This is a genomic window from Methylomonas koyamae (assembly GCF_001644025.1).
GTDB lineage: Bacteria > Pseudomonadota > Gammaproteobacteria > Methylococcales > Methylomonadaceae > Methylomonas > Methylomonas koyamae_A.
Genome location: NZ_LUUK01000013.1, coordinates 1 through 12,998, shown reverse-complemented (window position 1 = coordinate 12,998; position 12,998 = coordinate 1). Strand labels below are relative to the sequence as shown.

The following is a 12,998-nucleotide window of genomic DNA, read 5'->3' as shown; positions in this document are numbered from 1 at the left end:
ACCCGCGCCGGGGCGACCGTTGGCCGCCCCGGCGCGGGTCTGGGTTATAATGGCGGTTTTTTCAAAATCAACGAGTCGTAACATTGTGGACGTAACCCGCTACATGCAGCAATTGGGCAAGCAGGCCAGACAGGCCGGTCGCGAGATCAGCAAGGCCGATACCGGCCGCAAGAATCTGGCCCTGGTGAAAATCGCGGAAGCCTTGGCCGCCAACGCCGACACGTTGATTGCCGAAAACGCCAAGGATTTGCAAGCCGGCCAAGCCAACGGCCTGGATGCCGCTTCGTTGGACAGGCTGGATCTGACGCCCGCCCGTATCGAAAAAATGGTCGAGGGCTTGACCCAAATCGCCGCGTTGCCGGACCCGGTCGGCGAAATCACCAACCTCAGTTACCGGCCGACCGGCATTCAAGTCGGACAAATGCGGGTGCCGCTGGGCGTGATCGGTATCATTTACGAATCCAGACCGAATGTCACCGTCGATGCCGCCGCGCTGTGCCTGAAAGCCGGGAATGCCTGCATTTTGCGCGGCGGCTCCGAAGCCATTCATTCCAATCGGGCCATCGCCGCCTGTATCGCGCAAGGTTTGGCCGAGGCCGGACTGCCGCAACAGGCGGTGCAAGTCGTCGAAACCACCGACCGAGCGGCGGTCGGCGCGCTGGTGACGATGAAGGAATTCGTCGATGTGATCGTGCCGCGCGGCGGTAAAAGTCTGATCGAGCGGATTAGCGCCGAGGCGACCATCCCGGTCATCAAACATCTGGACGGCATTTGCCACGTTTACATCGACGCCAAGGCCGACCTCGACAAGGCGGTGGCGATCGCGCTGAACGCCAAGACCCATCGCTACGGCGTCTGCAACGCAATGGAGACGCTATTGGTTGCCGAAAGCGTTGCCGGTGCGGTATTGCCCATCCTGGCCGAGCAATACGCCGCCAAGGGCGTGGAGTTGCGCGGCTGCCTGAAAACTTGTTCATTGATTCCGGGCGCGGTCAGGGCCAGCGAAACGGACTGGCACACCGAATATTTGGCGCCGATTTTATCGATCAAGATCGTCTCCGGCATCGACGAGGCGATAGACCACATCAACACCTATAGCTCGGCGCATACCGAAGCCATCGTTACCGAGGATTTCACGCAGGCCCGGCGTTTCTTGCGCGAGGTCGATTCCAGTTCGGTGATGGTCAACGCCTCGACCCGTTTCGCCGACGGCTTCGAATACGGTCTGGGCGCCGAAATCGGCATCAGCACCGATAAATTGCACGCGCGCGGACCGGTCGGCTTGCACGGCTTGACTTCGTTGAAATACATCGTGTTGGGCGACGGGCATATCCGCCAATAATGATCGGCGTTTACGGCGGCACCTTCAACCCGGTTCACTACGGGCATTTGCGGACCGCATTGGAAGTGCGCGAATGCTTCGAATTGGACGACTTGAAAATGATTCCGTGCCGGGTGCCGGCGCATCGCGGCGAGCCGGATGTTTCGGCGGAGCACCGTTTGCGGATGCTGGAATTGGCGGTCGCCGGCACGCCCGGTTTGAGCGTCGATAGACGCGAACTGGACCGGCCGGGACCGTCCTACATGGTGGATACCCTGCAATCGCTGGCGGCGGAGTTGCCGGGGTCCGGCTTGGTGCTGTTCGTCGGTGCCGACGCCTTCACCGGTCTGGAAGGCTGGCATCGTTGGCGGGACCTGTTCGATTACGCCCATATTGTGGTGATGGCCCGGCCAGGCTTTCAACCGTCGGTACTCGGCGATTTTATGCGAGCCCGCCTCGCGGCGCGGCGGGACGAGTTGCGCGACGCCAGGGCGGGCAAGTTGTTTTTTCAAGCGGTGACCTTGCTGGACATTGCCGCGACCCAAATCCGCCGGATCGTCGCCGACGGGACGAATCCTAGATTTTTATTGCCGGACGCCGTTCTGGCCTATATTCAACAACATCAACTTTATCGAGCAAGCTCGACCTCTACGGAAACCTGAATGCAAAGTACCGAATTAGCCCAATTGGTCCAAACCGAACTGGATCTGCGCAAGGCCCTGCATATCGCGACGTTGGACGTGCGCGACAAGACCAGCATCACCGATTTTATGATCGTGGCGACCGCGACCTCGGCGCGGCACGCCAAGTCGCTGTGCGATTACGTTGTCGTGAAAGTTAAGGAAAACGGCATCCAACCGATCGGTACCGAGGGCGAGCAAGGCTCGGATTGGGTTTTGCTGGATCTCGGCGACGTGATTGTGCACGTGATGACCGGCCAGGCGCGCGAGTTCTACCAGTTGGAAAAACTCTGGTCGGTGCCGGCCAAATCCGCCTGAGCCGGGAGCCGGCGCGGCCGATTTAAATTGGCCGTCCTCCTCAAGATTTCGGCCGGTCAGTCGATGACTAGGCTAGCCCGAGGAGGAACCATGAACACCCTGAGACTGCTGTTAATCATCCCGTTGTTATGGCTGGCGGGCTGCGCCGGGCCGGCCGGCAAATCCGCCGGCTTGTCCGAATCCAAGACGCTAAGCGCTAGTGGTATCAGCCGCTTCGACGACAGCGGCGCGCTGAATGTCAAGCAACGCTGGCAGCAAGCCCAGCAGAATGCCAAACTCGACGCCTACCGTGATTTGGCCGCTCAACTTTATCGCGAGCCGCTGCCCAACGGCTCGACGGTCGGCGCCCAGGTGATGCGCGACGAAGCCTATCGGATTTACGTCGATAGCTATTTGCGCGAAGCCCGTCCCGCCGATTACCGTACCGTTCGCGATCATTTGAAAGCCACGTTGGACCTGACCTTGACGCCGCGCTTTTATCGCTGCATGGCGGGCGATGCGGGGCAGGTCGGGCAATGTCAGCAACAGGACCAAAAGCTGGCTTTCAGCCGGTTGGGGTACAGGGAGGCTACCGTGGTTTCCGCGAATCTGGCTTGCGGCAATCGGGATTGTAGCGACCAATACCACGTCAAGGGCTTTTCCAAACAACCCAATGTCGTCGATGATGTCTTGCTTGATGCCGGCATGTACGACAGCGAATGGACAATCAACACCGGCGCGCGTACGCTGTTGAATTATTTCCTGACCAACGGGTTCCTCAATGCGCTGTAACGGCTTTAGCCACGTTTTACTGATTTTGCTGTTGGCCGGTTGCGGCGGCGCCGGTACGCGAGACGATAGCGCCAGCGATTTGGCGGCCTCGCGACAGGTTAGCGCCGAGGGTAGCGCAGCGATTGCCGGTGCGAATCGCGAGGCGGCTCGGCGGGCCGCTATCGACAACGCGGTCGACGCGGCTTCGGCTCGGCTGCGGCGCGGCAATCGCGGCGACCAGTTGATCAGCGATATCAAGGTGGTCGACGAATGGCAGGACGGCGCCGTCTACCACGTGCAAGTGCTGGCAATGTTGGCCGACAGCGAGCGTTGCGCGTCTCCCTATCGCAAGAAGATTGTCGCGACCGGCTTTCCGATTATGAACGCCGACCAGCTCAGCGGTTCCGAGAGCCAGGATTTGTACAGCGGCATTCCTCGCGAGATCAACAATCGACTCATGGAAACAGGCGACTTTATCGGCCGCAACCTGACCAATGCCGCGCTGTACGCCCGACCGGACATCGCGCCGGAGTTGGTGCCGGCCGAGGGCAGCGGCGAATCCATGGTGTTGAACGTGGCCCGCCAGCAAAACGCGCAGTTCGTGCTGTCCGGCGTGATACGCGACTTTCGGATCGAATCCACCGAGTACGTGCGCGGCACCGGCGTGTTGGCCGATCTGAAATCGCTGGTCCGCGATTTTGTCGGTCGGCGCAGCATCGGCATCGACGTATTCGTTTACGACGGCTTTACCGGGGCGCTGTTGTTTCAGCAGCGCTACACCGACTCCATCGTCGGCGATGTCAGCCTGCCGACCGGCTACACGGTCGGTAGCGACCGCTTCAACGCGACGCCTGCCGGCCATAAGATCGATGAGATCATTACTCAGGCTTCGGAAGACATACACAAAATGTTCGGCTGTTACCCGTTCGCTACACGGGTGGCGCGGGTTGAATCCGGTCGTGTCGTGATTGCCGCCGGGGCGCAAGATAAGGTCAAGGCCGGCGACAAATTGATGGTGTATCCACTGGCCCAGAATCGGGCCGATACCGGCTTGGGTGACCCCAGCGGCATTTTGACCATCGTCGACGTTAGTGCCGCGACCGCCGTCGGTCAAATGGACGCCGGCGCCGCCATTGTCCGGCCCGGCGACTGGGTCAAGAGTTTTCAGTCGCGTTAAACGGTTTCCGCCAATAAGGCTTCGATGTCGCCGTGCAAGGTCTCCGGAGCGGTCAGTGGCGCGTAGCGTTGTTTGACGCAACCATCCCGGCCGATCAGAAATTTGGTGAAATTCCATTTGATCGCTTCCGAACCCAGCACGCCCGGCGCGCTAGCCTTCAGAAATGCGTACAACGGATGTGCGCCGTCGCCGTTGACTTCGATTTTTTCGAATATCGGGAAGTCGATTTGATAATTCATCGCGCAAAATTCGCCGATCGCCTGGCTGTCGCCGGGTTCCTGGGCGCCGAATTGATTACACGGAAAGCCCAACACCGCGAAGCCTCGGTCTCGATATTCGCGGTATAGCGCTTGCAAGCCTTGGTATTGCGGGGTGAAGCCGCAACGGCTCGCGGTATTGACGATCAACAGTACTTGGCCGCGGAAGGTGTCGAGTACCAACGGCGCGCCGCTCAGGGTGACGGCTGAAAACCGGTAAATAGTGTCCATGGTAGCTTTGTCGATGAATGTGGGTGGCCCGGACCGGCGGGAGCCGGTCCGGGGCGTTGACCCTCAGGCCGGAAAACCGCCGGTTAGGCGTTTGTCCAGTTCGGTTTGCAACAGCGCCGCGTAATGCCGCTTCAACGCGGAGTCGGTCGGTTGCGGCGGCAATTGGGATTGTATATCGGACAGCAATTGCGTCAGTACGTGCCGTTTCAACACCGAGTCCTCGGGCAGCTGCGCTGATTTGGGTATGGGGCGGGCCGGCTGGTGGCCGGCTGCCGACGCCGGTCGCACTGCGGATGCCGTTTCGAGTGCCGCTTTTTGCATTGCGTCGTAGTGTCGGCGCAGCACGGAATCGGTGGGATAAGGTCTCGCCCGTTGCTCGCGCTCGGCGAGGCGCATCGCCAGAAAATGGCGGCGCAGCACCGAGTCTTCCGGGATCGCCGTATCGCTCGCGGTGTGCGGCAAGGGCACCGCGGAGACGGCGCCGAGGTTGACAGGCGCGGCGCTCGGTTTTGCAGGCTCGGCGCATGTCGGTTCCGCCGCGGGCGGCGCGTTCAGGTGTTGTGGGTTCGCGTCGGCTAGCATTGCCGAACCAGGCGTTGCAATTTGCGCGGTTTCCAGCTGCCGGCGAAGGGCGATCTTGCGTTTGATCGCCCAGACCAACAGACCCAGCAGCAATAGCGAAAAAATGGTTGAGACGACGATAATTTGGATCATGAGCTTTCCCCTGGTTATTGTTGTTATCGATCCGGAATGGACGTCGGGCCTGTAGTGGTTTCAGGCTGAGCTCGGCCCAGCGGCACGGTCCGGTTCAAAGCATCGTTGCGCTTCCGCGTTCCGTTCGTCCTGGTGCCGGCGTTACCTTGGCGGTAGCGCTTTCGGGGCGCGGCGATCGGTCGGCGGCTGGCCGGCCAATCGGGGTGATTTATATCATAAATCCTTGAAAAACTTATGAAGTCTATTTAAGTGGCGTCCGCGTCACTCTATCGACGGTACGCTCACTTGGGTCTGTCGGTATGCGCTGACAAAGGGCGCGGTATAGTTGGTCGTGGCGGTCTGGTCGGACGAATGTATCGACCCGGCCGGATAGCCGCAGGGGCCGCCAGCGCATTGCGTGCTCAGGGACGGCGACGAGAACAGCAGGATTTGCGGGCTGTAATAGCTCATGATCGTGCCGAACAGGTTGTCTATGCCCCAGGCGTAGGAATATTCGAACTTGCCTTGCAAGTTGCTAAACTCCCGGTCGTGGACGTTACCGAGCGTATGGCCGATTTCGTGGGCGAAACTGCCGGTGGTGCAATAGTAATTATCCGATTCCAAGGAATACCCGTCGCCGACCACCGCATAGGCCAAGAACGGATAGGCATCGCCGCCGTTGTAGAACCCCTGGTAGGCGATGCCGCACATCTGGCCCGACGCCAAATGGTAGAAGGGACGGAAAAATACCACCACATCGGCGCCGTAGCGGTTGCGCAGAGCCTCGACATTGGCAAACGCGCCGTTACCGGCGCCCAGATCGTCCAATGCGGTGTTGTCGAGGTTGGTTTCGGTATAGGCGCTGGCTTCGGTATGCACCAGGCGCAGACTGGCGTGGATGCCCGAGTCCCGGTAAGCCTGGTTGCTGACATCGACCAGATATTGAATGCGCTGCTTGGCGTAATCGGCGCTTTGTCCAACCGTGGTGTAGAGCACCATCACGTCGACGACGTTGGTTTCGGTGGTATTGCCGCCGCCGTTTCCGTTATTACCGTTATTTTCGGTATTGCCTCCGCCGGTCTCGTTCAGTCGGGCGGCGTAATCGGCTTCGGCTTTTTCGGCCTTGGTATTGGCCTTTTTATACGCGGCGATCTTTTTGTTGTAGGCGGACAGTGCCGATTTTTCGAATTTCTTGACCGCCTTGAGGTTGGTGTTGGCCTGTTTTTCAGCGGCTTTGGCGGCATTCAGCGCGGATTTGGCGCTGGCGACCGCCGCTTGCAAGGTTGCGTCCTTGGGTGCCGATTTCAGAGTCTGCTTTCGGCTTGCCAGCTCGGCTTTCGCGGTTGCGGTGTTTGCCTTGGCCGCGGTCAAGGCGGTTTGCGCATTGGCGACCAGTTGTTGGTTATCGGTGTAATTGCCGTACAGATTCGTGGCTTCCTGATTCAGCGCGGTGGCGTCCGCCCTTAGCGACTCGGCCTTGGTTCTCAGGCTTTCGGTCGATAGGCTGGCCTTGGCCATTTCGGTTGGCGCCGGCAAACCCGACGGTTCGATATGGTCGCCGTCGAAACCGCCTGCCGTCAGGCCCGAATGCTGCAGGTCGACCAGCACCGCGGCCTCCCCGGCACCTTCGATCAAATATTCACCGTCCGGCGTGTAGAGATTGCCCATCAGTCCGGCCGCGCCGACGGACAGATTCAGCCGGTACCCCAGACCTTCGTCGGCGAGATGGCCGGTCCAGGTCGATGAGCCGTCGGCATGGTCGGTGCGGCGGTCGTGTTCGACTTGGTATTGACCGATCGGCAGATCGAGAAGTGTGCGGTCGCCGGCTTTCAGTTGCCGCAACTGGGCCATTGGCAGTTCGACCGGCATGGCCGAGCCGGGTTTCAGGCGGCGGTAACGTTCCGGCAGACCGTCGACCTTGCGCGGTTCGATAGCGATGCCGGCGGATGTCGGGTCTACAAGGCCGTTGTGACGGCGGCCGCTGATCAGAACCGAGCGAATCGCGCCGGGTTCGCCGACCAGCGTGTAGTTGTAATCCTCTAACAATTGCGCCAATGCCGCAGGCCAATCGGCGGCGGCCAGCTTGCGATTCAAACGGTCGGATTCCAGGCCGGCGGCGATCCGGAAGCCGAAGCCGCCGCGATTGGCGATCGATGCCGCCGCCTGGGCCAGGGTTTGATCGCGAACCACGTGATAAATCGGATGCGGTGGTTCGACCAAAGTCGCGCGCGCGCCGTCGGCCAGCGCACTGGTCGCGCCGAGCCAGACAGCCAGAGAGAGGTAGCGTAAGTTCTGGTTGATTTTCATCCGCTGATAACCTTGAATGTGACGGGCTTCGCAATTTCTGATCAAGAATACCACAGCTCGGACTTCCGGAAAACCGATTGACGAAAGATTTAGTCCGTTAGGAAATAATCCGGTTAAAACCATAAAAAGCTGCAATAAACGCCGGGGCCGTGTATCGTTCCCAGGCCGAAGCCCGAAATTACCGGCCGAGGCGAGAGGAGGCCACCGGCGTGGCTGTTTTGTCTGACTTTTTGATACGGATTCACTATGTGTTTTAGCGCCGATATGTCGTTGGGCTTGGGCGTCGCGGGTTTGGCCGCGGCGACCGTGACTGTGCTGGACAAGGACGAAGCGTTTTGGGTCAGGTTGGCCCGCGCTTACGCGATTTTTCATTTTTCGCTGATGGAATTCATTCAGTTTTTCGCCTATCCGGTCGCCGACCAATGCGGCTACGGTACCAATCTGCTGCTTAGCGAATTGTCCTCGGTACATATCAGCCTGCAGGCCTTCGCGATCATGCCGGCCTTGGCGACGTATTCGAGCGACCCGGCGGCCTTGAAGAAGGCCTTCATCGCCGGGGCGAGTTTAAGTGGCTTGTTTCTGGTGTTCGGCCGGCTGCCGAACGAGTGGCAATTGTTCGGTTTGGAGCCCAATTTCATCGGTCGGATGAACTCCTGCCTGTTCATGGGCATTTATCATATCGGTTATGCCATTTCCAGCGCCTTCGGTACCTTGGTGACCCACGGTTCCTTGTTCGCGCTGGCGCTCAGCGGTTTCGTCTGGAAGCACAACTGGCGGATCGCGTCTTACCATTTCGGGATGGCGATGATGACGCTGTTCATGCCGCAATGGTTGTTCGGCGTCAGTACCGGCGAGGCGGCGGCGATGTATTGCTTTTATTCGATTCCGATCACCGCCAGCTTCATGCCGCAATTCAAAAAGTTGTTCGCGGCGCGGCCGGACGACTGGTCCGGTCGGTTCGCCAAGCAGCAATCCTGAATCGAGCCGGGCCGGGGCCCGGCTTTTTTCTGGCCGCCGCCCAATTTTCAGGCGCGGCGTCCGCCTCTAACGAGCATCGCCGCCATACCGGATGCAAACAGCAGCGCGCCGGTTGGTAACGGTACCGCGACGATGCTCAGGTTGAAATCGGCGGCAATCGCCACCGGCCCCCGGTTCAAAAAAATCAGGCCTTGATTCGGATCGGCCAAATCGCCGCGTATGCCGACGATGGCGCTACCCGCCGCCAGCGCCCGAAAGTACAGCGTGGCGAGTGTCATATTTGCCGGCGTGTCGTCGGCGCTCAGTCCGGGAAAGGTCGAGCCGGCCGCAGTTAGGCCCACGGCGGCAGAATCGTCGCTAAACACCGGATTCACGCTGACGCCGGTCCACTCCAGACGTTCGTCGTCCAGATCGCCGAGGTTTAGACCGAAGGCCAGCAGCAACTCGTCCGAGTCCGCGTCGCCGAACAGGTCGTGAGCGACCACGTCGGCCGCGAAGGTATCGCCGACAGTGACGGTCGCGCTCCGCGGAATCAGGCTAAGGCTCAAGGCGGCAGCGTCCGCGGTAGGCCACAAGCCGACAGCGGTCAGAATCAAAATACAACTCAGTGTTTTCATGGCATGTTCCGGTAAATGAAAGTAAAAAGCGGCCGGTCGGCGTCATGCCGACCGGCCGTGCCGGCTTAGAGGCCGGTCGCGGCGGTTTGATACCGCTGGTAGTGGCCGTACCAAGTCCGGTAATCCGCGTAGGAAACGCAGCCGTTATTGTCGTAATCCGCTTCGCGGTTGAACGTCTGCCGGCTCGCGCATTGGCCGATTTGCGCCTTGGCCGCGGCGGCATCGGTGCTGTCCACATCGCCGTCGCTGTCCAGGTCGCCGGCCACGAATAATTGCACCAACAAGGGGTCGTGGTCGGACGAGCGATAGGCGTCGGCGGCGTAAAAGTCGGCGATCTGCCCGGCCGATTTGAACTCCTCGTTGTAATCCAGCGCCCTCGGCTCGTCGGCGTTGATGTGCCACTCCGAGACGGCCTTGACTTGCGGCGTTAGAGCGGTATTTGCCAAGGCGTGATCCAGATAGCCGGAAGCGCCGTCGAACACGTAGCTGTAGGCGGCGTGATTGCCGACCAGATTCTCCAGCAGATTGCGATAGCCGGCCGATTTTAGGGCGCTGATCGGATCTTCCTCCGCGTAGCTGTTCAAGTCGCCGACGATCAACGCGTTGGCGGAGCCGGTATGGGTGGGGTCGGTGGCGAGCCACTGGGTCAGCACCTGGGCGGCGGCGGTGCGAGTCAGATTGCAATTGCCTTGGCCATCGCCGGTATCCGGGTCGTTGACATCGTCGCAAGCCGATCCCTTGGATTTCAGGTGGTTGACCGCGACGGTCAGCAACTTGTTGGAGGTTTTGTCGCGGAAAGTCTGGGCGATGGTCGGCCGGTTCTTGGTATCGATAAATGCCGGGTCGAAGGCTGAGCTCAGAATGGCCGCCGGACCGATCGGAGAGGCCTTGGCCGGTTTGTAAATCAGACCCACGGCGATTTCGTCGCTGCCCACCGGCGAGACGCCCGGGTTGATATAGGCATAGGTGCCGGGGCCGGCGGCTTGATTTAGCCCGGCCACCAGGTCGGCGATGGCGCTGTTGGCGGCGTAGCCGTCGTTCTCGATTTCCATCAGGCCGATCACATCGGCGTTTAGGCGAGTCAGGGCCGCGACGATTTTGGCGCGTTGCTTGGCGAATTCGGCCGGGCTGTCGGCGCCGCGCGCGGTTGGGAAGCCGCCGCCGTTGCCGTCGCCGTTGAAATAATTCAAGACATTGAAGCTGGCGACGGTCAAGGATGTGCGTCGGTCCGGCGTGGGCGCCTGGTCGCGAGGGTTGTCCGCATTCAGCGTCAATGTTTGAGTCGGTTGCAAACGGTAGGCGCCGAAGTCGTACGCCAAGATCCCGGTCGCGCCGCTTACGCTGTCGCCGACCCTTAAAGTATTGGCGGCACTCAGACCGGCCGGCTCGGGGTAAATCACGGGATCGGGATTTTGCAGATTGGCGCCGTCGTCAACCAGCAGTTGATTGGCCAGGTTTTGCGCGGCGATGGCCAGGGCAGGCGCGCCGGGCTCGGCGGCTTGGGTCGGCGTTAGCAGACGGCCGCCCGACGAGAGTAGGAATTCGCCATAGCGAGCCAGATTGTAGTTTTCGGTGACGGTCAGGGTTTGCGGCAGGGTTACCAGCATGCCTTCTCGGCTTTCCTGCCGGTTGTCCGGGCTGAACGGCAACTCGACCGCGACGGCGGCCGGCAGCGCCTGTCCGCTGGCGCAGACCTGCGGCGGCGAGACGTTTTCCAGCCGAGTCATGCCGTAGGTTTCGGCGACGTTGCCGGAAATGCGTACCCGGTCACCGACATGGATCGATGCGGACGCCGCTATGAACAGGCCTTCCGAACTGGTTGGATCGGCGTCGGTCTCGCCGTCGGCTTGCTGGACGAAGAAGCCGTTCAGTTTGGCGCCGCCGCTGAAATCGGCGGTGACGATGGCCTCTATCGTCTGGCGTGTGCCAACCAACGGACTGTCGATGTCGTTACCTTGGATCGCGCTAATCGCGGTGGCGGGATCGCCGCATTTGTCGGTCGAGTCCGGCGGCGCGGCGGCAAAGCTTTGACCAGCGTTGACGGCGCCGAAGTTGTCGTCGGATGCGCTAGCCCAAAGGAAGTCTTCGTAAACCTGACCGCTACCCTGCAATTGCAGCGAAAATCCCACCGGCGTGGCGCTGGACTCGGACACGCCGATGTCGGTGCCGGCTTGGCCGGCGGCCGGTCCGCCAACCGCGTTGAACGTGCCTTCGTAGCTTAAAAATTGTACGGCGACCTGATTGGCATCGACCAAAGCGATCCCATCCGGCGCGCCGTTTTGAATACCATCGGTCGGAAAGCCGAAACTCAAGGTTCCGAAGCCGCTGCCCGATTGGTCGGCGATGACGCCGCTTAACGTCGCGGTTCGGTAATTGGCGCCGCCGTTGCCGTTGTAGAGCACCAACGACCAACCGCTAAGGTCGGTACCGGCCGGGCCGGCGATTTCAACGGCTTCGCCGCTGTCGGTGCCGGTGTTATCGTAATGGATTTCGTTGATGAATACCGGCGTGGCGGCTTGAGCGCCGCCGAATAAGCCCAGCGCGGCCAGCGTGGTCAGTGCCGGTTTGAAGAGGGGTCGTCTTCTGAACATGGTCGGAGTATCTCGGAAAAAAATGTAGACGCGAACGGGCGCTTGGCCCGGCTAGGCCCGACCCGGTCTGAAGCCCGGCCGAGCCGAGCCGAGCGGGTGCTTGAGCCGGCGATCATTTTGGCGTTAAAACGCCGACACTGGGTTAAGGATGCGTGACGGTTTGCTGAAGATTACGTGAAATGTAATACAGGCTTGGGCCAATGTTTGGACCCTCGCCGCGATCGCGGTCGGCCCGCCCGGCGGGATTATTGCCAGCCGGCCAGGATGTGTTGATAGAAAGCGGGGTCCTCGACTGTCGCGCCGTGCCTGCCGACCAGCGCGGACGCGAAATCCTGCGCGCGGCGTAGCGTTAGCGGTAAGGGCCAAGTGGAGGCGATGCCGTGCAGCAGCACGGCGGCGAAGGCGTCGCCGGCGCCGACCGTGTCCGCGACTTCGAGCCGGGCGTTCGGGGTGACGCCGAGTAGTTCGCCGTCGGGCGTCAGAGCTAGCGCGCCTTCTTCGCCGCAGGTGACGAAAATGCCTTGCAAATCGAATTCTCGAACGATCAGGCGCATTTTGTCGGCGATATCCTGAGTGCCGGGGAAGAGTTGGGCCAGCTCGGCGTCGTTCAGTTTCAGCCAATCGGCGCCGGCGATCAAATCGAAAATGCGGCCGGGTTGCCACCAGGGCGCGCGCAAATTTACGTCTAAAAACACCGGCCCGCGCCAGGCGCTCGCTAGATCGGTCCACGTATGGCCCGAAACCTCGCCGCGTAGCGCCAAACTGCCATGATAGAGCAGGCCGTCGCCGGTCCCCGGCTGGACAGGCTGGATAAAGTCGTAAGCTTGGCGGTCGAGAATTTGGTAATCGGGTTGGTCGTCGGTTATGCTGACCGCCACGGTGCCGGTCGGCCGACTCGGGTCGATTTGCAGGTCGGACGGGTCCATATCCCAGCGGGTCATCGCGGCCAGGATGTCGTTGCCCGCCGCGTCGCCGCCGACCCGGCTGATAAAGCGGGGCCGGTCGCCGAAGGCTTGCAGATGCCAAGCGACGTTGAACGGCGCACCGCCCAGTACCCGGCTGCCGTCGGGGAAACAGT

Annotated in this window: 12 protein-coding genes; 6 read left to right on the top strand and 6 right to left on the bottom strand. The window is 60.9% G+C overall.

Annotated features, from left to right (window positions below; all coding sequences use genetic code 11):
• Positions 1 to 103: 103 nt before the first annotated feature.
• The 5 genes from A1355_RS01245 to A1355_RS01225 all read left to right on the top strand — a co-directional run bounded on the left by A1355_RS01245 (position 104) and on the right by A1355_RS01225 (position 4,246).
• Entirely contained in the window at positions 104 to 1,342 is a 1,239-nt protein-coding gene (locus tag A1355_RS01245) for a glutamate-5-semialdehyde dehydrogenase (protein ID WP_082885292.1), read from the top strand.
• A complete protein-coding gene (nadD, locus tag A1355_RS01240; protein WP_064024171.1) occupies positions 1,342 to 1,983 on the top strand; it encodes a nicotinate-nucleotide adenylyltransferase in 642 nt (213 codons plus the stop codon). Before A1355_RS01245 ends, nadD begins: the two co-directional genes overlap by 1 nt.
• Positions 1,984 to 2,319 (top strand): ribosome silencing factor, encoded by a 336-nt coding sequence (gene rsfS / locus A1355_RS01235; protein WP_064024169.1) that lies wholly within the window; start codon positions 1,984 to 1,986, stop codon positions 2,317 to 2,319. It abuts the gene before it with no gap.
• A 90-nt stretch (positions 2,320 to 2,409) separates the two neighbouring features.
• Positions 2,410 to 3,090 (top strand): hypothetical protein, encoded by a 681-nt coding sequence (locus A1355_RS01230; protein WP_064024167.1) that lies wholly within the window; start codon positions 2,410 to 2,412, stop codon positions 3,088 to 3,090.
• Positions 3,080 to 4,246 (top strand): flagella assembly protein FlgT middle domain-containing protein, encoded by a 1,167-nt coding sequence (locus tag A1355_RS01225; protein WP_064024165.1) that lies wholly within the window; start codon positions 3,080 to 3,082, stop codon positions 4,244 to 4,246. Before A1355_RS01230 ends, A1355_RS01225 begins: the two co-directional genes overlap by 11 nt.
• Here A1355_RS01225 and A1355_RS01220 read toward each other — a convergent pair.
• From A1355_RS01220 to A1355_RS01210, 3 genes are all read right to left on the bottom strand, one after another.
• Entirely contained in the window at positions 4,243 to 4,734 is a 492-nt protein-coding gene (locus A1355_RS01220; protein ID WP_064024163.1) for a glutathione peroxidase, read from the bottom strand. The genes A1355_RS01225 and A1355_RS01220 overlap by 4 nt on opposite strands.
• Before the next feature lie 63 nt (positions 4,735 to 4,797).
• Complete coding sequence (locus A1355_RS01215; RefSeq protein ID WP_064024161.1) at positions 4,798 to 5,448, bottom strand: hypothetical protein; 651 nt, start codon at positions 5,446 to 5,448, stop codon at positions 4,798 to 4,800.
• Positions 5,449 to 5,709: 261 nt separating this feature from the next.
• Positions 5,710 to 7,734, bottom strand: coding sequence for a reprolysin-like metallopeptidase (locus tag A1355_RS01210; protein ID WP_197471682.1), 2,025 nt, complete (start codon positions 7,732 to 7,734; stop codon positions 5,710 to 5,712).
• Between the two features lie 246 nt (positions 7,735 to 7,980).
• On the opposite strand from A1355_RS01210, the gene A1355_RS01205 reads away from it, so the two are divergent.
• Positions 7,981 to 8,712 (top strand): DUF5765 domain-containing protein, encoded by a 732-nt coding sequence (locus tag A1355_RS01205; protein ID WP_064024157.1) that lies wholly within the window; start codon positions 7,981 to 7,983, stop codon positions 8,710 to 8,712.
• Between the two features lie 47 nt (positions 8,713 to 8,759).
• Here the strand turns inward: A1355_RS01205 and A1355_RS01200 are convergent, their stop codons facing one another.
• From A1355_RS01200 to A1355_RS01190, 3 genes are all read right to left on the bottom strand, one after another.
• Complete coding sequence (locus tag A1355_RS01200) at positions 8,760 to 9,329, bottom strand: hypothetical protein (RefSeq protein WP_064024155.1); 570 nt, start codon at positions 9,327 to 9,329, stop codon at positions 8,760 to 8,762.
• A gap of 65 nt (positions 9,330 to 9,394) precedes the next feature.
• The gene (locus tag A1355_RS01195; protein WP_064024153.1) at positions 9,395 to 11,920 is read right to left on the bottom strand and encodes an ExeM/NucH family extracellular endonuclease; all 2,526 of its coding nucleotides are present in this window, start codon (positions 11,918 to 11,920) and stop codon (positions 9,395 to 9,397) included.
• 245 nt (positions 11,921 to 12,165) lie between these two features.
• A partial coding sequence (locus A1355_RS01190; RefSeq protein WP_064024151.1) for a PfkB family carbohydrate kinase occupies positions 12,166 to 12,998 on the bottom strand: 833 nt, incomplete at its 5' end.